Origin of the sequence: Sphingomonas sp. (assembly GCF_035490575.1) — a bacterium.
In the GTDB taxonomy this organism is placed as follows: domain Bacteria; phylum Pseudomonadota; class Alphaproteobacteria; order Sphingomonadales; family Sphingomonadaceae; genus Sphingomonas.
Map to the genome: position 1 here is coordinate 1 of NZ_DATJLI010000105.1, position 22,102 is coordinate 22,102.

At 65.4% G+C, this 22,102-nt stretch carries 24 protein-coding genes and 1 tRNA gene; 7 read left to right on the forward strand and 18 right to left on the reverse strand.

Going from position 1 to position 22,102, the window contains the following annotated elements; genetic code table 11:
• Nucleotides 1-533, forward strand: a 533-nt coding sequence (locus VL973_RS07910) for a thioredoxin family protein (RefSeq protein ID WP_325283484.1), incomplete at its 5' end; no start/stop codon positions are given.
• Between the two features lie 14 nt (nucleotides 534-547).
• Nucleotides 548-1,153: a redoxin domain-containing protein gene (locus VL973_RS07915; protein WP_325283485.1), complete on the forward strand. Its 606-nt coding sequence runs from the start codon at nucleotides 548-550 to the stop codon at nucleotides 1,151-1,153.
• On the opposite strand, the gene cysS is transcribed toward VL973_RS07915, so the two are convergent.
• From cysS to VL973_RS07960, 9 genes are all read right to left on the reverse strand, one after another.
• A complete protein-coding gene (gene cysS, locus VL973_RS07920) occupies nucleotides 1,150-2,589 on the reverse strand; it encodes a cysteine--tRNA ligase (RefSeq protein ID WP_325283486.1) in 1,440 nt (479 codons plus the stop codon). The genes VL973_RS07915 and cysS overlap by 4 nt on opposite strands.
• 43 nt (nucleotides 2,590-2,632) lie before the next feature.
• Complete coding sequence (locus VL973_RS07925; protein WP_325283487.1) at nucleotides 2,633-2,863, reverse strand: hypothetical protein; 231 nt, start codon at nucleotides 2,861-2,863, stop codon at nucleotides 2,633-2,635.
• 109 nt (nucleotides 2,864-2,972) lie between these two features.
• Nucleotides 2,973-4,301: an ABC1 kinase family protein gene (locus tag VL973_RS07930; protein WP_325283488.1), complete on the reverse strand. Its 1,329-nt coding sequence runs from the start codon at nucleotides 4,299-4,301 to the stop codon at nucleotides 2,973-2,975.
• 81 nt (nucleotides 4,302-4,382) lie between these two features.
• A tRNA-Cys gene (locus VL973_RS07935) sits at nucleotides 4,383-4,456 on the reverse strand.
• A 52-nt stretch (nucleotides 4,457-4,508) separates the two neighbouring features.
• The gene (locus tag VL973_RS07940) at nucleotides 4,509-5,684 is read right to left on the reverse strand and encodes a vWA domain-containing protein (RefSeq protein ID WP_325283489.1); all 1,176 of its coding nucleotides are present in this window, start codon (nucleotides 5,682-5,684) and stop codon (nucleotides 4,509-4,511) included.
• Between the two features lie 48 nt (nucleotides 5,685-5,732).
• A complete protein-coding gene (locus tag VL973_RS07945; protein ID WP_414712213.1) occupies nucleotides 5,733-6,251 on the reverse strand; it encodes a CHAP domain-containing protein in 519 nt (172 codons plus the stop codon).
• A 127-nt stretch (nucleotides 6,252-6,378) separates the two neighbouring features.
• Nucleotides 6,379-7,221 (reverse strand): AAA family ATPase, encoded by an 843-nt coding sequence (locus VL973_RS07950; RefSeq protein ID WP_325283491.1) that lies wholly within the window; start codon nucleotides 7,219-7,221, stop codon nucleotides 6,379-6,381.
• 71 nt (nucleotides 7,222-7,292) lie between these two features.
• On the reverse strand, nucleotides 7,293-7,958 hold the full coding sequence (locus VL973_RS07955; protein ID WP_325283492.1) for a DUF6975 family protein: 666 nt from the start codon (nucleotides 7,956-7,958) through the stop codon (nucleotides 7,293-7,295).
• Between the two features lie 113 nt (nucleotides 7,959-8,071).
• The gene (locus VL973_RS07960) at nucleotides 8,072-8,959 is read right to left on the reverse strand and encodes a PAS domain-containing protein (RefSeq protein WP_325283493.1); all 888 of its coding nucleotides are present in this window, start codon (nucleotides 8,957-8,959) and stop codon (nucleotides 8,072-8,074) included.
• 155 nt (nucleotides 8,960-9,114) lie between these two features.
• Between VL973_RS07960 and VL973_RS07965 the strand changes: the two genes are divergently transcribed.
• Nucleotides 9,115-10,767 carry an inorganic phosphate transporter gene (locus tag VL973_RS07965; RefSeq protein ID WP_325283494.1) on the forward strand — a complete coding sequence of 551 codons (1,653 nt, stop codon included), beginning with the start codon at nucleotides 9,115-9,117 and terminating at the stop codon, nucleotides 10,765-10,767.
• Here VL973_RS07965 and VL973_RS07970 read toward each other — a convergent pair.
• The 3 genes from VL973_RS07970 to VL973_RS07980 are packed head-to-tail and all read right to left on the reverse strand — an operon-like array spanning nucleotide 10,722 to nucleotide 12,739.
• Nucleotides 10,722-10,949 carry a hypothetical protein gene (locus VL973_RS07970; protein WP_325283495.1) on the reverse strand — a complete coding sequence of 76 codons (228 nt, stop codon included), beginning with the start codon at nucleotides 10,947-10,949 and terminating at the stop codon, nucleotides 10,722-10,724. The two genes, VL973_RS07965 and VL973_RS07970, sit on opposite strands and share 46 nt — an antisense overlap.
• Nucleotides 10,950-10,985: 36 nt before the next feature.
• On the reverse strand, nucleotides 10,986-11,561 hold the full coding sequence (gene rsmD, locus VL973_RS07975) for a 16S rRNA (guanine(966)-N(2))-methyltransferase RsmD (protein WP_325283496.1): 576 nt from the start codon (nucleotides 11,559-11,561) through the stop codon (nucleotides 10,986-10,988).
• Nucleotides 11,561-12,739, reverse strand: coding sequence for a pseudouridine synthase (locus VL973_RS07980; protein ID WP_325283497.1), 1,179 nt, complete (start codon nucleotides 12,737-12,739; stop codon nucleotides 11,561-11,563). Before VL973_RS07980 ends, rsmD begins: the two co-directional genes overlap by 1 nt.
• Nucleotides 12,740-12,869: 130 nt before the next feature.
• On the opposite strand from VL973_RS07980, the gene VL973_RS07985 reads away from it, so the two are divergent.
• Nucleotides 12,870-13,301: a response regulator gene (locus VL973_RS07985; protein ID WP_325283498.1), complete on the forward strand. Its 432-nt coding sequence runs from the start codon at nucleotides 12,870-12,872 to the stop codon at nucleotides 13,299-13,301.
• 18 nt (nucleotides 13,302-13,319) lie between these two features.
• On the opposite strand, the gene argJ is transcribed toward VL973_RS07985, so the two are convergent.
• On the reverse strand, nucleotides 13,320-14,543 hold the full coding sequence (gene argJ, locus VL973_RS07990; RefSeq protein ID WP_325283499.1) for a bifunctional glutamate N-acetyltransferase/amino-acid acetyltransferase ArgJ: 1,224 nt from the start codon (nucleotides 14,541-14,543) through the stop codon (nucleotides 13,320-13,322).
• Nucleotides 14,544-14,709: 166 nt separating this feature from the next.
• On the opposite strand from argJ, the gene pdhA reads away from it, so the two are divergent.
• Both pdhA and VL973_RS08000 read left to right on the forward strand, forming a co-directional pair.
• Nucleotides 14,710-15,759 carry a pyruvate dehydrogenase (acetyl-transferring) E1 component subunit alpha gene (gene pdhA, locus VL973_RS07995; protein WP_325283500.1) on the forward strand — a complete coding sequence of 350 codons (1,050 nt, stop codon included), beginning with the start codon at nucleotides 14,710-14,712 and terminating at the stop codon, nucleotides 15,757-15,759.
• Nucleotide 15,760: 1 nt separating this feature from the next.
• Entirely contained in the window at nucleotides 15,761-17,200 is a 1,440-nt protein-coding gene (locus VL973_RS08000; RefSeq protein ID WP_325283501.1) for a pyruvate dehydrogenase complex E1 component subunit beta, read from the forward strand.
• A gap of 43 nt (nucleotides 17,201-17,243) precedes the next feature.
• Here VL973_RS08000 and VL973_RS08005 read toward each other — a convergent pair whose 3' ends face one another.
• The 4 genes from VL973_RS08005 to VL973_RS08020 form a co-directional block, all read right to left on the reverse strand.
• Complete coding sequence (locus VL973_RS08005; RefSeq protein WP_325283502.1) at nucleotides 17,244-17,531, reverse strand: acylphosphatase; 288 nt, start codon at nucleotides 17,529-17,531, stop codon at nucleotides 17,244-17,246.
• A 126-nt stretch (nucleotides 17,532-17,657) separates the two neighbouring features.
• Complete coding sequence (locus VL973_RS08010; protein ID WP_325283503.1) at nucleotides 17,658-17,891, reverse strand: hypothetical protein; 234 nt, start codon at nucleotides 17,889-17,891, stop codon at nucleotides 17,658-17,660.
• 49 nt (nucleotides 17,892-17,940) lie between these two features.
• Nucleotides 17,941-18,423, reverse strand: coding sequence for a transcription elongation factor GreB (gene greB, locus VL973_RS08015; RefSeq protein ID WP_325283504.1), 483 nt, complete (start codon nucleotides 18,421-18,423; stop codon nucleotides 17,941-17,943).
• A gap of 10 nt (nucleotides 18,424-18,433) precedes the next feature.
• A complete protein-coding gene (locus VL973_RS08020; RefSeq protein ID WP_325283505.1) occupies nucleotides 18,434-20,485 on the reverse strand; it encodes a lytic transglycosylase domain-containing protein in 2,052 nt (683 codons plus the stop codon).
• Nucleotides 20,486-20,556: 71 nt separating this feature from the next.
• Between VL973_RS08020 and dapA the strand changes: the two genes are divergently transcribed.
• The gene (dapA, locus tag VL973_RS08025; protein ID WP_325283506.1) at nucleotides 20,557-21,438 is read left to right on the forward strand and encodes a 4-hydroxy-tetrahydrodipicolinate synthase; all 882 of its coding nucleotides are present in this window, start codon (nucleotides 20,557-20,559) and stop codon (nucleotides 21,436-21,438) included.
• Between the two features lie 25 nt (nucleotides 21,439-21,463).
• Here the strand turns inward: dapA and VL973_RS08030 are convergent, their stop codons facing one another.
• Nucleotides 21,464-21,985 (reverse strand): fasciclin domain-containing protein, encoded by a 522-nt coding sequence (locus VL973_RS08030; RefSeq protein ID WP_414712214.1) that lies wholly within the window; start codon nucleotides 21,983-21,985, stop codon nucleotides 21,464-21,466.
• Nucleotides 21,986-22,102: the final 117 nt, after the last annotated feature.

Sequence of the window (22,102 nt, forward strand, 5' to 3'; positions counted from 1 at the left end):
CCCTGGGCCTGGGCGCGGCGCTGATCCTGGCGCTGGCACTGTGGTGGACGGGCAGGCGGCAGGGGCGGGGCCGGGCGGGCGCGTTCGTGCCGGGGCTGCTGGGTGCGATGCTGGCGCTGGGATCGCTGGCGCTGGTCGGGCGGAGCGACGCCGCCGCAAAGCAAAGCGATAGCGCCGCCGTGCTGGACGCCGAACCATTCAGCGAGGCGACGCTGATGCGGTTGCGGGGCGAAAACCGCCCGGTTTTTGCCTATTTTACCGCCGACTGGTGCGTGACGTGCAAGGTGAATGAGAAAGCGGTGCTCGACACGCAAGCGGTTGCCGCTGCGTTTGACAAGGGCGGCGTGCAGGTGCTGGTCGGCGACTGGACCGATGGTGACCCGGCGCTCGGCCGCTTCATCGAACAGCATAACCGTGCGGGCGTGCCGCTGTATCTGTGGTATGCTCCGGGCGCGGCGGCACCGCGTGTGTTGCCGCAGATACTGACCCCTTCGATGCTGACCGAATTGCCGGCGGACGGCGCCGGCGCTTGAGTGGGAGCGCGACGATGAAGGCGATGATTCTGGGACTGGCGGTCGCGGCGCTGGCGCTGCCCGCCGCCGCGCAACAGACCAATGGCCGACCGGCGGGCGATTTCCGGCTGACCGACATGAACGGCCGCAATGTCCAACTGTCCGACTATCGCGGCAAAACGGTGGTGCTGGAATGGCACAACCCCGGCTGTCCGTTTGTGCGGAAGCATTACAACAGCGGCAATATGCAGCGCACGCAGGCGGCGGCTGTCGATGGCGGCGCAGTGTGGCTGACGATCAATTCGGGCGCGCCCGGCAAGCAGGGCCACATGGCCTCGGCCGAGGCGAGGGCGCAATTCGCCAAGGACGCGTCAAAGGCGACTCATTACCTGCTCGATCCGCGCGGCGTTGTCGGCAAGGGTTACGCCGCAAAGACCACGCCGCACCTTTACATCATCGATTCCAAAGGCACGCTGGTCTATCAGGGCGGGATCGATGACAAGCCGACCGCCGATCCCGCCGACATTGCCACCGCGCGCAATCATGTAACGGCTGCGCTGGCGGAGATGAAGGCGGGCAAGCCGGTGTCGGTGGCCGAAAGCCGCCCCTATGGCTGTTCGGTAAAATATTCGGACAGTTAAAGCCGCCAGTCCCAGCCCAGCGGATCGCCGTCCATCACCTCAATGCCCAGCGCGGCAAGTTCGTCACGCAGCGCGTCGGATCGAGCGAAATCCTTGTCGGCGCGCGCCTGTCGCCGATCGACAAGCCGCGCCTCGATCATGTCGGGGTCGATCGCCGCATCGGCGGGCCGGGTGCGAAGATCGGCGCGCGTGATGGTGGCGAGGTCGAGGCCCAGCACCGCATCGAAATCCGCCGCCGCCGCCAGCCGGTCGGCGGGCGACAGTGTCTTGTCGGCCAGCAATTCGTCGAGCACGGGCAGCGCGCGCGGCGTGTTCAGATCGTCCGACACCGCCGCGTCGAATCGCTCGCGATAATTGTCCACGGTCCCGCGTGACGGCTTGTCAGGGGCGGCGCGAAGCTTTTCTACCGTCTGCAGCAGCCGCTTCAGCCGGGTCTGGGCGGCGATCACATTGTCCCAGGTGAACTCAAGCTCGCTGCGGTAATGCGCCGACAGGCACATCAGGCGATAGGACAGCGGGTGGATGCCGCGATCGACCAGCGTTTGCAGGCGCAGGAACGCGCCGCTCGATTTCGACATCTTGCCACCGCGATCGACCAGGAAATTGTTGTGCATCCAGATGCGCGCGCCGGTGAAGCCGGGGTCGGCGGCGTCGCAGCCGCATTTGGCCTGGTTCTGGGCGATCTCGTTCGGGTGATGGATTTCGCGGTGGTCGATGCCCCCGGTGTGGATGTCGAACGGGTGGCCAAGCTCCGCCAGGCTCATCACCGAACATTCCAGATGCCAGCCGGGCGCGCCGCGGCCCCAGGGCGAGTCCCATTCCATCTGCCGCTGCTCGCCCGGCGGCGAGGTGCGCCAGATGGCGAAATCCTGCTGATTGCGCTTGCCGTCGACGGGGTCGAGGCGGCTTTCGCCAGCTTCCGTCGTCGCGCGGGCGAGGCGGCCGTAATCGGGCACGGTCGAAACATCGAAATACAGGCCGCTGTCGAGGCGGTAGCAATGCTTTGCCTCGATCCCTTGCGCGAACTCGATCATCGCGCCGACATAATCGGTGGCGACGGTCCATTTGGCAGGCGGTGTGATGTTCAGCCGCTGGACATCCAGCTTGAACGCGTCGGTATAATGCGCGGCAATGTCCCAGATCGATTTCTGTTGGACGCGCGCCGCCTTTTCCATCTTGTCGTCGCCTGCATCGGCGTCGCTGGTCAGATGGCCGACATCGGTGATGTTGATGATATGGCGCAGCGCATGGCCCTTCCAGCGCATGACCCGCCCCAGCGTGTCGGCAAACAGGAACGCCCGCATATTGCCGATATGCTGGTAATTATAAACCGTCGGGCCACAGGTATAGATGCGGACCTGATCCGGGTCGATCGGACGGAAATCCTCGATCGCGCGGGACAGCGAATTATATAGCCTGAGGGGTGCGCCGTTCATGTCCCGCCCCCTAGCGCGGCGGCGGGCGCATCAACAAGTGCGTTCAGGCGGCCAATGGAACGCCCTTTGCACCATGCGAGCGGAACAGGCCCGTGCCCGACATGCGGCCCGTGCGGATCGGCAGCGCGGTGCCGCAATAGGCACATTCCGCCGTCATGCGACCGACCAGCCAATGCGAGCGGGTGCAGCCGGGGCAATGGTTGGACTCGCCGATATGATAGGCCAGGCGAAATCCCGGCGTGCCGGCGGTAGCGGGGAATGCGTCGATACGCATGTTGGAGACTCCCTGAAGAAATTGTTGAATTATGAAACTTCAGAGAATGTCGATTGGTTCCGCCAGCGTTTCGACCTGCGATCGGAACGCTTGACCGCGAAAACCCGATCTAACGCGACCAGTTGCGATAACCGGCCACCATTGCGCGAACATCGACTCGGGCTTTCATGCGGGCGGCCAGCAGCGCCGTGCCGCTGATCTTGCGCTGAACGAACAGCGTTTCCGCCGGAGGCAGGTGCCAGGAAGCGCGGTCCTGTGCGACGGCCATCCCCTGTTCGCGCACCGCCCCGACAAAGGACCGGTCGCCGAAATCGAAAGGTCCCTCGCGACCCAGATTGTCGAGGATGATGGCGATCATCGAATCGATGGCCGCGCCGTGGCGTTCGGCGGCAAGCGTGCCGATAAAGCCGACCTCGATCGCCGCCTGCCGCACGCGCGCGCCGTCGCCATCCAGCCCGGCCATGAGCAGGCGATGATAGCCACGCGCGGTTTCCGGCGTCACCGCCTGTGTCGCGCCGAAATCGAGCAGCACCAGTCGGGCGTCATCGCCGCGCCAGCGATAGTTGGCGAAATTGGGATCGGTCTGCATCAGGCCCCAATCGAACAATTCGCGCAGGACCAGTGCAATCAGCCGCGCCAGCACGTCGTCGCGCACCGCTTGGGGTTCATGTTCCAGCGCGTCGATCGGGCGACCGTCGACATATTCCATGGCGAGGATGTGGGGCGTGCTGAACGCGGGTTCGGGCGTGGGCACGACGAACCCGGCATCGTCGCCCACCAGGTCGCGAAAGCGCGCCAGCATCGTTGCTTCTCGCAGATAGTCGGCTTCCTCGCGCAACTGCGTCTTGGCCTTTGCCAGCAGATCGCCGATCGGCAGGTCGCGCGGCAAGAGGCCCGACAGACGCAGCAGCGTCGCGACATTGTCGACATCCGAATCGATGCTGTCGGCGACGCCGGGATATTGCACCTTGATCGCCAGCACCCGGCCATCGGGCAGTTCGGCGCGATGCACCTGTCCGATCGAGGCGGCGGCGATCGGATGCGCCTGAAAATGCCGGAAGCGAGTCCGCCAGGCCCTGCCCCATTCGTGCGCCAGCACCTGATCGAGCTGGCGCGGCGGCATATGATGCGCCTGATCGCGCAGCCGCGCGAGGATCGCTGTCAGTTCGGGCGGCAGCAGGTCGCCGGCGTCCATCGACACCATCTGCCCCAGCTTCATCGCCGCGCCGCGCAGGCCTGCCAGTTCGTCGGCCACTCGACCGGCATTGGCGGGCGTGAGCATCAGGTCACTCAGGCGCGGCCGCTCTCCCGCCGCGAACCGGCGCGCGCCTTCGCCCAACACGTTACCAGCAACGCCGCCGGCCAGACGCCCGAAAGCACCCAGCCGCGACACTCGGCCGCGCGGAATCGCACGGCCTTTTTGGCGATCATCGGTCATGGAACATCAATGCACGACGCGGGCGAGACGTTGCCTACGGGCTTTAGGGCCTACGGGCTTTGGGGCGGGCGCGTGTCGAAATGGAGGCCCGAGCCGGAATCGAACCGGCGTGCAAGGATTTGCAGTCCTCTGCGTAACCACTCCGCCATCGGGCCTCGACGCGGTGAGCGAGGGCTGATGAAGCGGACGACGCCCGCTGTCAACACTTCAGCGTCTGCGTGACAGTTCGCGCATCGCGTCGTCGAGGCCGGAAAGCGTCAGCGTATACATGCGATCGCGCATCGCCTGACGCACCAGTCCCACCGAGTGGGTATAGCCCCAATGCGCCTGGGGCACCGGGTTCAACCAGGCTGCCGCCGGATAGGTGTCGGTCAGGCGCGAAAGCCAAGCGATACCCGCTTCCTCGTTATGATGTTCGACCGAACCACCGGGATGCGTCAGTTCATAGGGACTCATCGACGCATCGCCGACCAGGATCAGTTTGTAATCGGGTCCGAAGCGATGAAGCACCTCGGTCGTCGGTGTCCGGTCGGTGAAGCGGCGGTGATTGTCCTTCCACACGCCCTCGTAAATGCAATTGTGGAAATAGAAGAACTCCAGGTGCTTGAACTCGGCGGTGGCGGCGGAGAACAGGTTTTCGACCAGCCGGATGAACGGGTCCATCGAACCGCCGACGTCGAGGAACAGCAGCAGCTTGACCGCATTGTGCCGTTCGGGCCGCATCCGCACATCCAGCCAGCCCTGCCGCGCGGTCCCGGCGATGGTGGCGTCGAGATCGAGTTCGTCCGCCGCGCCCTCTCGCGCGAACCGCCTGAGGCGTCGCAGAGCAACCTTGATATTGCGGGTGCCGAGTTCGCGGTTGCTGTCCAGATTGGCGAATTCGCGCCTGCCCCACACCTTGATCGCGCGCTTGTGCTGGCCGGAGCCGCCGATCCGTATGCCTTCGGGATTATAGCCCGAATGGCCATAAGGACTGGTGCCGCCGGTGCCGATCCATTTGCTGCCGCCCTGATGCCGGCCCTGTTGTTCCTCCAGGCGCTTTTTCAGCGTCTCCATGATCTCGTCCCAGGAGCCGAGCGAATCGATCTTCGCCATTTCCTCCGGCGACAGATATTTCCGTGCGACGGCGCGCAGCCAGTCCTCCGGGATCGCCGCGCGTTCGTCGGTGGACGCCTCCAGACCGCGAAAGACGTGCGAGAACACACGGTCGTAACGGTCGATCAGCGTCTCGTCCTTCACGAAGATCGCGCGGGCGAGGTAGTAGAATTGTTCGGGCGTGCGCTCGATCACTTCGGCATCGAGCGCCTCAAGCAGCAGCAGATGCTCTTTCAGGCTGGCCGGGATACCGGCGGTCCGCAGTGCTTCGACAAAGCCGTGAAACATGATCCCGATCTGGCCGACCTACCGCGCCGGCGCAAGCGCCGAGCCGCGTCAGCGGGCGTAAGCGTCGATCAGCGACCCCACATAATCCGGCGCGCGGCTGGTCAATTCGGGCAGTGGTCGCGCCGCCGGCGCTTCGCCGCCCGCCGGATAGATGAAGCCATAGGTGGGATAGGTGCTGCCCCCAAGACCCTTGCTGTCGCGATACCAGACGCGAACCTGGCTCCAGTCGCCGCGCGGCGACACGTCGAACAGCGTCACATCCTGTTCGGCGCGACCGCGCTCGCCATCGAAACGGGACCAGTTGGCGTGGGTGAGCATCAGCACGCGGTCCTCGACAATGCGGCTGACGACGGCGACATGGCCAAGCTTGAGCTGCTGCGTTTTGGAAAAGACCAGGACCGACCCGATGCGCGGCTTGCGTCCGCGGTCGTAACGCTCGCGCGCCTGATCCCACCAGGTCCAGGCATCGCCCCAGATGTTGATGCCCGATACCGCCCGCGCGAACGGCACGCACTGACCGCTATATTGCTCGATGATGTTCGCGGCTGCCACGCCGGGGGCGCACATTGCCCCGATGACGCAGGCCGCACTTGCGAAAATACGCATCGCCAACCGTCCCAAGTCCCTGATGCAGGCAGCCTAGAGCGGGGAGGTAGGCATTAGGTTGATCGGAATGGTTAACGAAATCAGCGTTTCAACGCTCACGACGCGCCATGAAGGCAAGCCGTTCGAACAGCATCAGATCGGCCTCGTTCTTGATAAGCGCCCCGTGCAGCGGCGGGATGGCCGAGCGGGTGTCGCGCGATTGCAGCACGTCGAGCGGCATATCCTCGGCCAGCAACAGCTTGAGCCAGTCGATCAATTCGCTGGTCGAAGGCTTTTTCTTGAGGCCCGGCACATCGCGCACTTCATAAAAGAGGTCGAGCGCCCGGTTGACCAGAACACGCTGGATACCCGGAAAATGCACGTCGACGATCGCCTGCATCGTGTCTCGATCGGGGAAGCGGATATAGTGGAAGAAACAGCGGCGCAGGAACGCGTCGGGCAGTTCCTTCTCATTGTTCGACGTGATGACGACGATCGGCCGTTCGCGCGCTTCAACCCGCTCACCGGTTTCGTAAACGTCGAAGCTCATCCGGTCGAGTTCCTGAAGCAGGTCGTTCGGAAACTCGATATCGGCCTTGTCGATCTCGTCGATCAGCAGGACGGGCAGGGTCGGGCTGGTGAACGCATCCCACAATTTGCCGCGGCGGATGTAATTGCCGATGTCGTGCACGCGCGGATCGCCGAGCTGACCGTCGCGCAGCCGCGCCACGGCATCATATTCATACAGCCCCTGCTGCGCCCTGGTTGTCGATTTGACGTGCCATTCGATCAGCGGCGCGTCGGCGGCGCGCGCGATTTCATGCGCCAGCACGGTCTTGCCGGTGCCCGGCTCCCCCTTGACCAGCAACGGACGGCGCAGGCGCACGGCGGCATTCACCGCCACCTTCAGATCGTCGGTCGCAATATAATCGCTGGTGCCTTCGAAACGCATCGGTCGCTATCCCTGCTCGGTCTGATGGGGATATGGCCCGAACGCCGTGGCGGCAAGGTCGCGGCGCGCCCTCAGCCGTCGTTGCGCGCGCTGGCCCGTGCCTCCAGCAGGTCCCACATGCAGTGATGTTGCGCCAGCAATTGCTGCGCGCCGAACCGGGTCGCGCGTTGCACCGACGCACTGGCGGCGAAATCATCAAGCGCGATCGCGGTTTCAATTGCCGATGGCAGGGTCGCGGGATGTATCGCCATGCCCAGCCGGACGGCGGCGCCGTTGAGCAGTTCGCGAAAGCTCGTCCAGTCAAGCGCCAACGCCGCCGCCGCGCCGACCGCGCAGCCGATCCGGTCGGACTGGACCAGCGTGTCGAGCGCATGGCGCTGCGCCGATACGGCGGCCTCGCTCTCGGCCTGACCGGGGGTGCTGGGCAGCGGGCCGACGGCGGCCACCAGCGTCGTCAGCCAGTGGCGCTCGCCGGCAAATCCCTGTGCCGCCGCCGTCAGCCAGGGAATGACCGCATCGGGTTGGCCATGGGCCAGTGCGTGGTCGAACAGGCCGGGATGGCGGCCATGCAGCATCCCGATGAGATGAAGCGCGTCGGCCAGATCGCGTATCTGGGCATCGGGCCGCGTCAGCAGAATCGCATGGCGGTGCGAACGGGTGCCGTCGGTATGCAACAGGCCGACGATGGCGGCGGTCGCGCCAACGTTCCCGTTCATCCCCAGACTCGTCGTTGCCATCGAAATCCCCTTGGACCCGTGCGGCCCGATCATGATGGATCGTGCTCGATGCGGCGGCTTACACCCGCAGTTGTAAAGAGGTGGTTGACCGATGATTCATTCCATACGGCTTTTCAGCGGCGTTCGGGCGGGGCGGCGGGGGCGAGCAGCGCGATGAGGAACCGGACGCCCGGCCCGGCCTGTTCGGGCGCAAGCGACAGGCGCACCGCCCGTTCGCTGCCGTCGCGCAGGGTCAGGTGAACGTCCAGCCGCCGGGCCTTGCCATCGGTGACAACGGCGTCGATCGCATCGCCGACCGCGCTTCGGTCCCCTGCTGACAGAAACGACACGAACCGCACCGTGGCCAGAATGGCGCGTTCGACGCCGGCCATACGTTCGAACGCGGCGCTCGCCGAGGCCACATAGCCGCGCGCGTCGATCAACGCCCAGGCCAGGTCGCCCATCAGGTCGATCGCGCGATCGATTGCGACAATGCGCGCATGGGCGGTGAGGGCATCCTCTTCGCTGGTCGAATCCTCCGCCACCAGCAGGGCGCCGGCGGCGACCGGCACGACCGCGACCCGGTATCGGCGCTCGCCGATCGCCAATTCGGTGTTGCGCGGCGCGCCCGCGCGTCGGACGCGACCGCAAAGTTCGCTTAGGAAACGCGCCGACGCTTCCGGCAACAGGCCCGACAGCGAATCGTGCCGCCGCGGTTCACCAAATGCCAGGCGAGCGGCGCGGTTGATCCGGTCGACCTGTCCGTGGGAGTCGGTGACGATCACGGGCGAGGGCATGGCGTCGAGCAGCCGCTCAAGCAGGTCGTCGTCGGCGGCCCCATGCGGCGCGCACAGGCGACGCATCAGGTCGATCGACGTCAGGACCAGGCTGGGTCGGCCGCGCCGCATGATGAACACCGGCTGTTGCAGCGCACGCTCCTGCCACGGCCCGAATTGCCGGACCAGTTCGGACGCGGTGACACACGCCTCGGAATTGAGAGCGAAAGGTTCGGTCTCACGCATGGATGCAGCATGTCGCGACATGGCGGTTAGGGGAATGCGATTACACGACAATGGATCAAGTCATGCTGGGTCGAGGGCGCCGTGCCGCCGCACAACCTTCGTCGCGCCGATAAAAATGTCATAAATTGGTCACATCCATACGACAGGGCGCGGACATGGCCACCGCCGCACTTGACCCCGCCGACCCCCTCAGTTCGAGCGGCGACGGCCCCGACCTTTCCCAACGCCATCACCCGTTCGCCAAGCTGATCTTCCTGCTGCTGCTGGCGGGCGGTTTCGTCTATGCCTGCGCCAGCGTGCTGATCGACACGCAGCAGGTCGGTGAAGAGTTGGCGATGGGTGTGTTCGCCTTCCTCGCGCTGGCGCTGGTGATCGCGCTGGGCTTCGAGTTCGTGAACGGCTTTCACGATACGGCCAATGCGGTGGCGACGGTCATCTACACCAACTCGATGCCCGCACATTTCGCCGTCGTGTGGTCCGGCTTCTTCAACTTCCTGGGCGTGATGTTTTCATCGGGCGCGGTTGCCTATGCAATCATCACATTGTTGCCGGTCGAACTGATCCTGAACGTCGGATCGAATGCCGGTTACGCGATGATCTTTGCGCTGTTGCTGGCGGCGGTCCTGTGGAATCTCGCCACCTGGTATGTCGGCCTGCCCAATTCCTCCAGCCACACACTGATCGGATCGGTGCTGGGCGTCGGTGTCGCCAACCAGTTGATGGCGGCGGGATCGACGGCGGGCACGGCCGGTGTCGACTGGAGCCAGGCGCAAAAGGTGCTGACGGGACTGGCGATGGCGCCGGTGATCGGCTTTTTCGCGGCGTTCCTGCTGCTGACGGTGATGCGTCGTATCCTTCGCAATCCAAAGCTCTATTCACCGCCGGAGCGCAATGCGCCGCCGCCGCGCGGCATTCGCGCATTGCTGATCTTCACCTGCACTGCCGTTTCGTTCAGCCATGGGTCGAATGACGGGCAAAAGGGCATGGGCCTCATCATGCTCATCCTGATCGGCTGTGCGCCCACCGCCTATGCCCTCAACCGCACCATGCCCGAAAGCACGACGCCGGCCTTCGTCCAGTCGGCCGAACGTGCGGCGACAGTGCTGGGCGCGCGGGGCGGTCCCGCGCCGCTGCCGGTCGACAATGCCCGCACGATCCTGACCGGTGCACTGCAGTCGCGCCGGGTCGATACGCCCGACAGCTATGCCGCGATGGCGACCCTGTCGCGCGATATCAGCACCCGCGTCAGTGAATATGGCGCGCTGGCCAAGGTGCCGGCGGCGGCCACGCCCAACCTTCGCGCCGACATGTATCTGGTGCTCGATTCGACCAAGCTGGTGATGAAGAGCGACGGCGCGGATCGACGGTTCAGCCCGGCCGAACTGGGCGCGCTGAACGCGTATCAGACACAGCTCGAATCGGGCACACGCTATATTCCGCTATGGGTGAAGATTACCGTCGCGCTGGCACTGGGCCTTGGCACCATGGTCGGCTGGCGGCGCATCGTCATCACTGTGGGTGAGAAGATCGGCAAGCAGCACCTGACCTATGGCATGGGCGCTTCGGCCGAACTGGTGGCGGCGGTCACGATCCTGGCCGCCGACCGCTTCGGTTTGCCGGTATCGACCACGCACATCCTGTCATCGGGTGTCGCGGGTGCGGCGGTCGCGAACGGGCAGGGTCTGCAGCCGCGCACGTTGCGGAACATGGCGCTGGCGTGGGTGCTGACCCTGCCGGTCGCGATGACGCTGTCGGGCGGACTTTACTGGTTTCTGCTGACGATCGTGCGGGCGACCGGCAACAACTGATCCAGCCGGGCGCGGGTGTCGGATGCAATGTCGGCACTGGCGCCGCGGACCAGTTGCGCGATTTCACGGCGCATCGCCTCGGACGAACGCTGATCGGGTTCGGCCCATGCGGTCAGCAATCCGGCCAGCATCGCCGCAGCGACGGCCAGCGTGAGGCGATGTTGGGTGCGACGGTCGCGCATCTTCTCTCTCCCGTGAACGCTGTCTGGTTCACCGGGCTATGAATCGTCGGCTGACTCCGCGATGAACGATGTTGCCGGTTCGCGGCGCAACAAGGTGAGCCGCGCCTTGCCGTGGACACGCGACACATTGACCGCGAAGCCCTTGACCGCCACGACTTCGTCGCGGGCGGTTTCAATGCTGATCCAGGTCGCGTCATTGACCCAGCCCAGCCGCGCCATCCGCTCCAGCGCCACCGATCCCGCGCTGGTGCCGTAAGGCGGGTCCATCAGAATGAGGTCGAGGGCGGCGGTCGTAGGGCCGAGCGCCAGCACCGATTGCGCGCGCACGTCGATCCTGCGTCCGAGTTTGGCGGCATTGGCGCGCAGTGCGTCGAGCGCGGCGCGGTCCTGTTCGACGAACAGGCAGGTTGCGGCCCCGCGCGACAGCGCCTCGAAACCCAGCGCGCCCGAACCGGCGAACAGGTCGGCGACGGCCAGCCCGTCGAAACTGCCGATGCGGCTGGCAAGCATCGAGAACAATGCCTCGCGCACGCGGTCGGCGGTGGGGCGGGTGGCGTCACCCTTGGGCGCGATCAGGGGGCGCCCGCGATCGGTGCCGGCAATGATCCGCATCAGCGCGGCCCTTTCCGCGGGGCTGGGCGTCCGCCGGGGCGGGGGCGTTGCGGCCTGGACGTATCGCGAGGCGCTTCGGGCTTGCCACCGGAACGGGCCGGGCGGGGACCTGCACCGGGCTGGGTTGATATTGCGGCGCCGGAGCGTCCGGGCTTTGCAGCGCCGGGGCGGGCCGGTTTGGTCGCGCCAGGCCGAGCGGGTCCGGCCGCGCCAGGCCGCGCAGGTCTGGCGGTCAGGCGCTTGCGGTCGGTTTCCAGCACTTCGCGCACTTCATGCTTGCGGACGGCGGCTTTCTTTGGGGCGCCGCCGGGTGTTCTGGCCGGTGCGTGCGATGGGGACGCGCTTGGCCGTCGGGTGCGCTCCGACTGTTCCTCGGTCGCTTTTGGCACGGATCGCGGCGTGCTGGGGCGCGTGACCAGCGGCGTTTCGCTGCGCCTGTCGGCGGGCAGACGCAACTCGCGCCGGAACTGGATCAGGTCGTGCTGGCGCACTTCATCCACGCCGCCGACGGGCATGTCGGAAAGCGGAATGGGGCCATAGCTGGTGCGGATCAGGCGGCTGACGGTCATTCCCAGATGTTCGAGCACACGGCGAACCTCGCGATTCTTGCCTTCGGTCAGCGTCAGTTCGATCCACACATTGGCGCCGGTGCGGCGCTCCATATTGGCGTCGATCGAGCCATAGCGCACGCCGTCGATCTCGATTCCCTCAATCAGATCCTCAAGCTGAGCCTGGCTGACTTCGCCAAAGGCGCGGGCGCGATAGGTTCGCTTGACCTGTGTTGCCGGCAATTCGAGCTGACGCTTCAATTCGCCATCGGTGGTGAGCAGCAACAGCCCCTCGGTATTCAGGTCAAGGCGACCGACGGGGATCACGCGCGGCAAATCAGCCGGCAGCACGTCATAGATCGTCCGCCGCCCCTTGGGATCGCGCTCCGCCGTCAGCACGCCCGCAGGCTTGTGAAAACGGAACAGGCGCGCGGGCGCGGGGGCGGCCACAGGCTTTCCGTCGACGGTCACGCCGCGCAGGCTGGCCAGCAGCGTGGCGGGCGTTTCAAGGGCAACGCCGTCAATGGCGATGCGGCGTTCGGCGATCATGCGCTCAATCTCTCGCCGCGACGCGATTCCGGCACGGGCGAGCAGCTTTGCGATGCGCTGCGTTTCTGGGGGCTTGGACACAGTGTCGGCTGATAGTGCAACCATTGCGATCCCGCAAAAAAATCTCGCGGCGGGATCGACCGCGCAGCGTAGAGGGTTTTGCGGACGCGCGGATCGTTTCGCGAGTCGAACAGGGAAGTCGAACGTCACCATGTTGTTCGCACGAAAGAAGCGGCGCATCACCCGCATCCTCATCGTCGAGGACGAGCCGCTTGTCGCGTTCGACACCGAACATTTCCTGACCGAATCGGGGTTCGAGGTGATCGCGACGCTGGACCGGGTGGACGACGCGGTGGCGTTGCTGGCCGGGGATGCGGAGATCGACCTGGTGCTGGTCGATGTCCAGCTTGCCGATGGCAGCGGCATCGATGTCGCGCGCGCCGCAAGCCTGCGGAACACCCGCGTATTGTTCGTGACCGGCAATTGTCCCGGCGATGCGCGCTCACTGGCGGTCGGATGTCTTGCCAAGCCCTATCCGCAGCGCGACCTGCTCGCCGCGATCGACACACTGGAGACGGTGCTCGACGGCCGCGCGCCCAAGCGGCTGCCGCAAAGTTTCAGCCTGTTCGATCAGGCGTCCTGAACCCGCGGTGCGGCCGGTTCAGCTTCGATAATCGGCGTTGATCGCGATGTAACCATGCGTCAGGTCGCACGTCCACACGGTCGCGCGTCCTTCGCCCAGGTTCAGGTTGACGGCGATATCGACCTCATCGCCCTTCAGATGCGCGGCGACGGGCGCTTCGTCATAACCGTCCACCACCATCCCATTGCGGGCGACCTCGATCCCGCCAAATGCGATCGACAGCCGGTCGCGATCCGCCGGTTCGCCGGCTTTGCCCACGGCCATGACGACGCGGCCCCAATTGGCATCCTCCCCCGCGATTGCGGTTTTGACGAGGGGCGAGTTGGCGATGCTCATTGCCACACGGTGGGCGCTCGAATCGCTGTCGGCGCCCTCGACGTCGATACGAATGAATTTTGACGCGCCCTCGCCGTCGCGGACCACCAGATGGGCCAGTTGACGGCACATATCGGCCAGTGCCGCGCGGAAGGCGTCGGCCCCGGCATCGTCCTCACGCGACAGCACCCGGTTGCCCGCGCGCCCGGTAGCAAAGGCGAGCACGGTGTCGCTGGTCGAGGTATCGCCATCGACGGTGATGCACGAGAACGTCGTGTCGTTGGCGTCGGCCAGCGCCTTTTGCAGAAAAGCCGGATCGACGGCGGCGTCGGTAAAGATGAAGCCCAGCATCGTCGCCATGTCGGGTGCGATCATGCCTGAGCCCTTGACGATGCCGTTTATCGTGATGGTGCGGCCATCGACCACGGCGGTCGCCGACGCGCCCTTGGCAAAGGTGTCGGTGGTGGCGATGGCGTTGGCGGCATCCTCCCAGCCCGCGACGGGGGCGGCGAAGGCGGCGTCCAGCCCGGCTTCGGCGCGGTCGATGGGCAGCGGCACGCCGATGACGCCGGTCGATGCGACGAACACGTCGGAGGGCTGGCAGCCCATCTGGCCCGCCACCCGCGCGGCAATCGCCTCGACCGCCGCGCGCCCGCGATTGCCGGTGAAGGCATTGGCGTTGCCCGCATTGACGACCAGCGCGCGCGCCCGGCCCAGCACCAGCGCGCGCCGGCACCATTCGACTTCCGGCGAAGGGCATTTGCTGCGCGTCGTCACGCCCGCGACCACGGTGCCCTCGTCCAGCAGCGCGAGCGTCAGGTCGGCGCGGTCCCATGCCTTGTAACCGGCACGCGCGACATGAAGCGTCACGCCATCAACCGGGGGCAGGGCGGGAAAGGCGGCGGGCGCGAGCGGGGAGCGGTTCATGGCTGTGCGATAGCGCGGCGATCGCGGCATTTCCATGGGGGAGGCAATCGTATTCGTGCCGCTATGTGCGGTGCATCGACGCTACAACGTTGCGCCCCGCCGACTTTCGCGATTATAGGCCGCGGTCAAGGCTTAAAGCTCCCCCCAGGAACGAGGTTTCATCATCGTGGCCAAGGCACCGGCGCGCACCGCCCAGAGCGACCCCGCAATCCCCAATCGCGAACGGCCGGCCGAGCCGACGCGGTATGAGGCCTCGAAAGAGGAACTGCTCGACTTCTACAAGCAGATGCTGCTGATCCGCCGGTTCGAGGAAAAGGCCGGTCAGCTTTACGGCCTGGGCCTGATCGGCGGTTTCTGTCACCTGTATATCGGTCAGGAAGCGGTTGCGGTCGGGCTTCAGTCGGCGCTGGAGGTCGGCAAGGATTCGGTCATCACCGGATACCGCGACCATGGCCACATGCTCGCCTATGGCATCGATCCCAAGATCATCATGGCCGAGCTGACCGGCCGCGGCGCCGGCATCAGCAAGGGCAAGGGCGGGTCGATGCACATGTTTTCGACCGAGCACCGTTTCTATGGCGGCCACGGCATCGTCGGCGCACAGGTTTCGCTGGGTGCGGGCCTGGCGTTCAAGCACAAATATGCCGAGGACGGCGGCGTCTGCATGACCTATTTCGGCGACGGCGCCGCCAATCAGGGTCAGGTATACGAAGCGTTCAACATGGCCGAGCTGTGGAAGCTGCCGGTCATCTTCGTGATCGAGAACAATCAATATGCGATGGGCACCAGCGTCAATCGCGCCTCATCGGAAGATCAGCTCTACAAGCGCGGCGAGAGCTTCCGCATTCCGGGCATCCAGGTCGACGGCATGGACGTGCTGGCGTGCCGCGGCGCCGCGGAGGAAGCGATCGCATGGGTCCGCGCGGGCAAGGGTCCGATCATCCTCGAGATGAAGACCTATCGCTATCGCGGCCATTCAATGTCCGACCCGGCCAAGTATCGCAGCCGTGACGAAGTGCAGGCGGTTCGCGACAAGTCCGACCCGATCGAGGCGGTGAAGCGCGAGCTGGAAAAGCAGGGCGTCACCGAAGCCGATCTGAAGTCGCTGGATCAGGACATCCGCAAGGTAGTGAACGAGGCGGCCGACTTCGCCGAAAATGCGCCGGAACCGGAACCCGCCGAACTATACACCGAAGTGCTGGTGGAGAGCTATTGAGATGGCAATTGAACTGAAGATGCCGGCACTTTCGCCCACGATGGAAGAAGGCACGCTGGCCAAATGGCTGGTGAGCGAGGGCGATACCGTCAAGTCGGGCGACATCCTTGCCGAAATCGAAACCGACAAGGCGACGATGGAGTTTGAAGCCGTCGACGAGGGCACGATCGCCAAGATCGTCATTTCCGAGGGCACCGACAATGTGAAGGTCGGCACCGTGATCGCCATGCTTGCCGAAGAGGGTGAGGACGCCGGTTCGATCGACGCGCCCGCCGGTGCCGCCGCGACCAAGGAAGACACGGCCAAGGCCGATGCTGCTGCTGACGACAAGAAGTCGGACAAGGTCGAGGATTCGGCCCACCCGGCGCAGGAAAAGGTCGACACTGGCGCGCGCAAGCTGTTCGACGCCGCCGATAACGAAGGCGAAACCGCGCCCGAGATTCCCGAGGGCACCGAGATGGTCAAGACGACCGTCCGCGAAGCGCTGCGCGATGCGATGGCCGAGGAAATGCGCGCCGACGACCGCGTGTTCGTGATGGGCGAGGAAGTCGCCGAATATCAGGGCGCCTACAAGGTTACGCAGGGCCTGCTTGAGGAGTTCGGGGCGAAGCGCGTCATCGACACGCCGATCACCGAATATGGCTTTGCCGGTGTCGGCACGGGCGCGGCGATGGGCGGCCTCAAGCCCATCGTCGAGTTCATGACGTTCAACTTCGCCATGCAGGCGATTGACCACATCATCAATTCGGCAGCCAAGACCAACTACATGTCGGGCGGCCAGATGCGCTGCCCGATCGTGTTCCGTGGTCCCAATGGTGCGGCCAGCCGCGTCGGCGCGCAGCACAGCCAGAATTATGGTCCCTGGTATGCCAGCGTCCCCGGCCTGATCGTCATCGCGCCTTATGACGCGGCCGATGCCAAGGGTCTGTTGAAAGCCGCGATTCGCAGCGAAGACCCGGTCGTCTTCCTCGAAAACGAGCTGATGTATGGCCGCAGCTTCGACGTGCCCAAGCTGGACGATTTCGTGCTGCCGATCGGCAAGGCGCGGATCATGCGTTCGGGCACGGACGTGACGATCGTGTCCTATTCGATCGGCGTCGGCGTCGCACTGGAAGCGGCCGACAAGCTGGCGGCTGACGGTGTGGAGGCAGAGGTCATCGACCTTCGCACGCTGCGCCCGCTCGATACGGCGACGGTGCTGAAAAGCCTGAAAAAAACCAACCGCATGGTCGTGGTCGAGGAAGGTTGGCCGACCTGCTCGATCGCCAGCGAGCTTGCGGCGGTCGCGATGGAGAAGGGCTTTGACGACCTCGACGCGCCAGTGCTGCGCGTGACGAACGAGGATGTGCCGCTGCCCTATGCCGCCAATCTCGAAAAGCTTGCGCTGGTCGATGTCGCGCGCGTGATCAAGGCGGTCAAGAAGGTGACCTACAAGGCGTGATTGACGGGGCGGGCGGCGTTTCGGCGCGGCCCGCCCCGTTTTCTCAGGCGGTAAAGCGCTTGGTAAAGCCCTTGGCGCTGCGTTCTTCGTTGTCGGGGCGGGCATCGACCGTATCGACCCGCGCCAGTGGCGGCCCGGAGCGGCATGCCTCTACAAACTGCGCCAGCGCTTCCTCTTCGCCGGACGCCAGCATTTCCACCCGCCCGTCGCGGGTGTTGCGAACCCAGCCAGTGACGCCAAGTGTCCGTGCCTGTCGGGTCGCATAGTCGCGATAGCCGACGCCTTGAACCCGACCCGATACGAACAGCCGCTGCGTCGTCATTACCGTCATTCAATCTTTCCTGCGCGTGAAACCCGCCGCATTCGCGACCGTCACGATCCTAGCACCCATGCGCCGCGGCGGATCGGGCAATCATCACCGCTCGCCGCACGCACGGGCGCTTCGGTCGCAGCCTAATCAGCCTCCGCGCGCCTTGTCGACCTCGTAACGTTCGCCGTGCCGCGTCGCATCGGCCTTGTTCACGCCCGTGCTGCCATCCGGATCGTCTATCCGCGCCTGTTCGGCCTGGGTCGCAACGTCACGGGCCAGGTTGCCGCCCGACCGGCCGGCGGTGTCGGGCGCGTTGGCCGCCGCGTCGATGATATCGCGATCGTCATGGTCGCGCGCGCTGGTGGTGCGGGGATTTTCCATTTTCGCTCTCCTTCACGCGATCAAGCGTGTGAAGCGCGGCACCGTTCCATCAGGCCTCGGGATAAGTGATTGCCAGCACTTCATATTCGCGCGCGCCACCCGGCAGTTGAACGGTGCGGAGATCGCCAACCGATGCCCCTTTCAGCGCGCGCGCAAACGGGGCGTGCCAACCGATGCGGCCGCTGGCGGCGTCGGTCTCGTCATCGCCGACCAGCGTGACGACGCGCCGCTCGTCATCCTCGTCCGCGACGGTCACGGTGGCGCCGAAGAACACGCGGCTTCGATCCTCCGCCCGCGCCGGATCGATCACGCGCGCGGCCTTCATCCGCCGCGCGAGAAAGTTCAGCCGCCGGTCGATTTCCCGCATCCGTTTTCGACCATAAAGATAGTCGCCATTTTCGGATCGGTCGCCATTGCCCGCGGCCCACGACACGATCTCGACGATCGCCGGGCGCTCGGTGCCGAGCAGCTGGTCATATTCGGCCTTCAACGCCGCATAGCCCACGGGCGTGATGTAATTCGGACGATCCATGATGGTGCGCTCAGCCGGGGCGCGATTTGCCGAGGTAGAAGGACAGGTTCGCCGGTCCGCGCGACCGGGCGCGATCCGGATAGAGCAGGTCATAGACGACCGCATTCTCCAGCACGCGCTGAACATAGTTCTTGGTCTCGAAAATCGGAATATCCTCGACCCATTCGAGCACGTCGACACCCTGTCGCGGGTCGCCATTGGCACGCAGCCATTTGTTCACATTGCCCGGCCCGGCATTATAGGCAGCCACCGCCAACGGATAGCTGCCGCCATAATAATCGAGCATCCGCTGGAAATAGGCCGAACCAAGCTGGACGTTGTAACCGGGATCGCCGGTCAGCGAGGCGAGGTTATAGCCCAGCCCCAGCTTGCCCGACTGTTCGCGCGCGGTGCCGGGCATCAATTGCATCAGCCCACGTGCGCCCGCCCGGCTGACCGCATTGCGGTCGAACTGGCTTTCCTGCCGCGTGATCGCATGGATCATCGTGAAATTGGCCGAAGCCGCGCCCGTCGTCGGCAACGTGGGAAAGCCCGTCGACACCAGCGCCCGGTGCCCGTTCAGCGACGCGCTGCGCCCGATCATCACGCGCAGGTCGGGGCGGACGATCTGGTTCGCGAACTCGGCCGCCAGCGCGTGGTCGGCATCGCTCTTGGCGTCATTGGCGATCTGTCGGACGAACAGGCTCTGATCCTGCGTCCGGCCCATCTGCCCCAGCAGGCGCGCGGCGCGCACCACTTCGCGCTTGAAAAAGGCGTCGCGGATCGCGGGGTCGAGCGCGGGCGGCGCGGCCTGTGCCACGCGCGGGACAGCGCGCCCCATCCGTTCAATGGCGAGTTGCCCATAATAAAGATCGGGCCACGCGGCGGCGCGTTCGTAATGCGATCGCGCGGTCGCCTGATCGCCTGCCGCCTCCGCCGCGCGGCCCGCCCAGTAATAGCCCTTGGACTGCGTCTGCGGCGTGCGCGAACCGCCGGCATAGCGCGCATACATGCCAACCGCGTCCTGCGGCCGCCCCAGATCGCGCCTTGCAACCTGTCCCGCCAGCCAGGCAAGCGAGGTATAATCGTCGCGCTCGCCATAAGGGCGCGTTGAAACGTCGGTGCCCGCGGGATATGCATCGTCAAGCTGCCGCGCGATATCGAAGGCGAGCTGATACTGCCGATCCGCCTCAGCCGCGCGGGCGTTGGTCAGCAGGACTTCATACCATTCCTCGACATCGCCCGGCCGGTTCAGGCCCGATCGCGCCTGCGCCAGATAGGCGCGTGCCGCCGGGCTTTGGCCCCCGTTCCGCAGCCATTGCGCGCGGTCGGCGATATAGCCGGCATCGGCGCGGTCCGATGGCGGCACCGAGGCGTCGAGGGTCGCGGCATCGGCGGCACGCGTGCGGAACGCCAGTCGCGCCGCGAACAGGGCGCGCTTTGCCGGGGAGGTCAGGGCAAGCTGTCGCTGCGCGGCGCTGGTCGCCCCCGCCCACAGCAATGCGTCCATTCGCGCGTCATGGTCGGCGGGTCCGATGGCGCTCGCAAAGCCCGTCATCAGCCGCGCTTCATCAGCGGGACGCAACACGCCGCGCCGCCACGCATCACGCGCCTGTTCCAGCGCTTCATTCCGGCGGCCGCTGACTTGCAGCGCCTCGGCAAAGCGCACGCGGCCTGCGGCTGACACTGGCGGAAAACGCTCGAAAAAGCGCAGCACCAGTGCGGGGTTGCTGGTGCCGCTGTCCAGCGTCGCTTCCGCCGCCTGACGCCGCCCGGCCTCGCCCGGCCAGCCGGGATGGGCGAGGAGGAAATTGGCGTAATCGGTGAAGGCGAAGCTGTCCGATTGCTGCAGCCGTTTCCACTGCTCGATCGTCGCGACCAGCGGATCGCCATAATAATCGGGCAGCGGCTGAACGGTGGCTGATTGCGGCTGCGCCGGCTGAACGCGATCCAGGCCGCGCGGCGGCCATGTCTGGCGCTGCTGCTGCGATGATGGCAGCGGCTGCACCATCGTCTGCGCGGCAAAGGCGGCACCCGATACGCTGGCACCGATAAGGACGAACTTGGAAATCATACCCGACATGCTGGACAGGATATGCTTGGCCGCCCTATCTGTCGCCCCCGAAAATCCTCTTGACGGGCAGTTTTCATCGCATGTTCTCGGGTTCGATTCCGGCGCTTCCCACGCCGTTCCATGATGGCCGTTTCGACGAGCCGACTTACCGCGCGCTCATCGACTGGCAGATTGCGGAAGGATCGTCGGGTCTGGTCCCGTGCGGCACCACGGGCGAAGCGGCAACGATGTCGATCGCCGAGCATAATCATGTGCTGGCGGTATGCATCGACCAGGCGGCGGGTCGGGTGCCCGTGATCGCCGGATGTGGATCGAACGACACATCGGTGGCGCTGGAACATATGCACGCCGCGCGCGAAGCGGGCGCGACGGCGGCGTTGCTGGTCCCGCCTTATTACAACCGTCCCAACCAGGAAGGGGTGTTCCGGCATTTCGAGCGGCTGGCGGGCGAGGGCGGCTTGCCGATCATCCTGTATAATGTCCCCGCGCGCACCGTCACCGATATCGCGGTCGAGACGATGGGTCGTCTGGTCGCCGCCTTTCCGGGCAAGTTCGTGGGCGTGAAGGATGCAACGGGCGTGCTGACGCGCGTGTCGATGCAGCGCGCGACGTGCGGCACCGATTTCTGTCAGTTGTCGGGCAATGACGACACCGCGCTGGGTTTCATGGCGATGGGCGGGCGCGGCTGTATTTCGGTTACGGCCAATGTCGCGCCGCGATTGTGCGCCGAGTTTCAGGCGGCATGTGCCGCTGGGGACTACACAACCGCGCTGTCGCTTCAGGACCGGCTGTTTCCGCTGCACGCGGCGCTGTTCAGCGACGCGTCGCCCGGCCCGGTCAAATATGCGCTGTCAAAGCTGCGGCCCGGTTTTTCGCCAGAACTTCGTTTGCCGATGACCGAGCCGTGCGAGGCTTCGCGAACACTGGTCGATGCGGCGCTCGCACATGCCGGGCTGATCTGACCCGGCCTGTGCGAGCGTCCTGCGATCAGGGCATCAGCACCGTGTCGATGACATGAATCACGCCGTTCTTCTGACGGACATCGGCGATGGTAATGTTCGCCGCGTTGCCCTTGGCGTCGGTCACGGTGTAGCCCGATCCGGCCTTGGCAAAGGTCAGGTCGCCGCCAGCGACGGTCGGATAGGTCGCGGTGCCACGGGAAGCGACCTTGGCCGCGATGTCGGCGGCCATGATGGTGCCGGGCACGACATGATAGGTCAGGATGCCCGTCAGCATCTGCTTGTTCTCAGGCTTGACCAGCGTGTCGACGGTCCCGGCGGGCAGCTTGGCAAAGGCGGCATTGGTGGGTGCAAAGACGGTGAAGGGACCATCGCCGCTCAGCGTCTCGACCAGGCCCGCTGCCTTGACGGCGGCGACCAGCGTCGTGTGATCCTTTGAATTTACGGCGTTTTCAACGATCGTGCGATTGGCATACATTGCAGCGCCGCCGACCTGGGGATTGTCCTGTGCAACGGCGGTGCCGCCAATCGCGACGGCGGCCGACATCATCAGAATGCGAAACTTGGCGTGCATGATCTGGCTCTCCTCGATACGATCCGGGCCGGATCGTCGGCAGCAACTACGATAGAGCCGCGGCGATAGTTTCGGCAGTGGACCAAAGCAGGT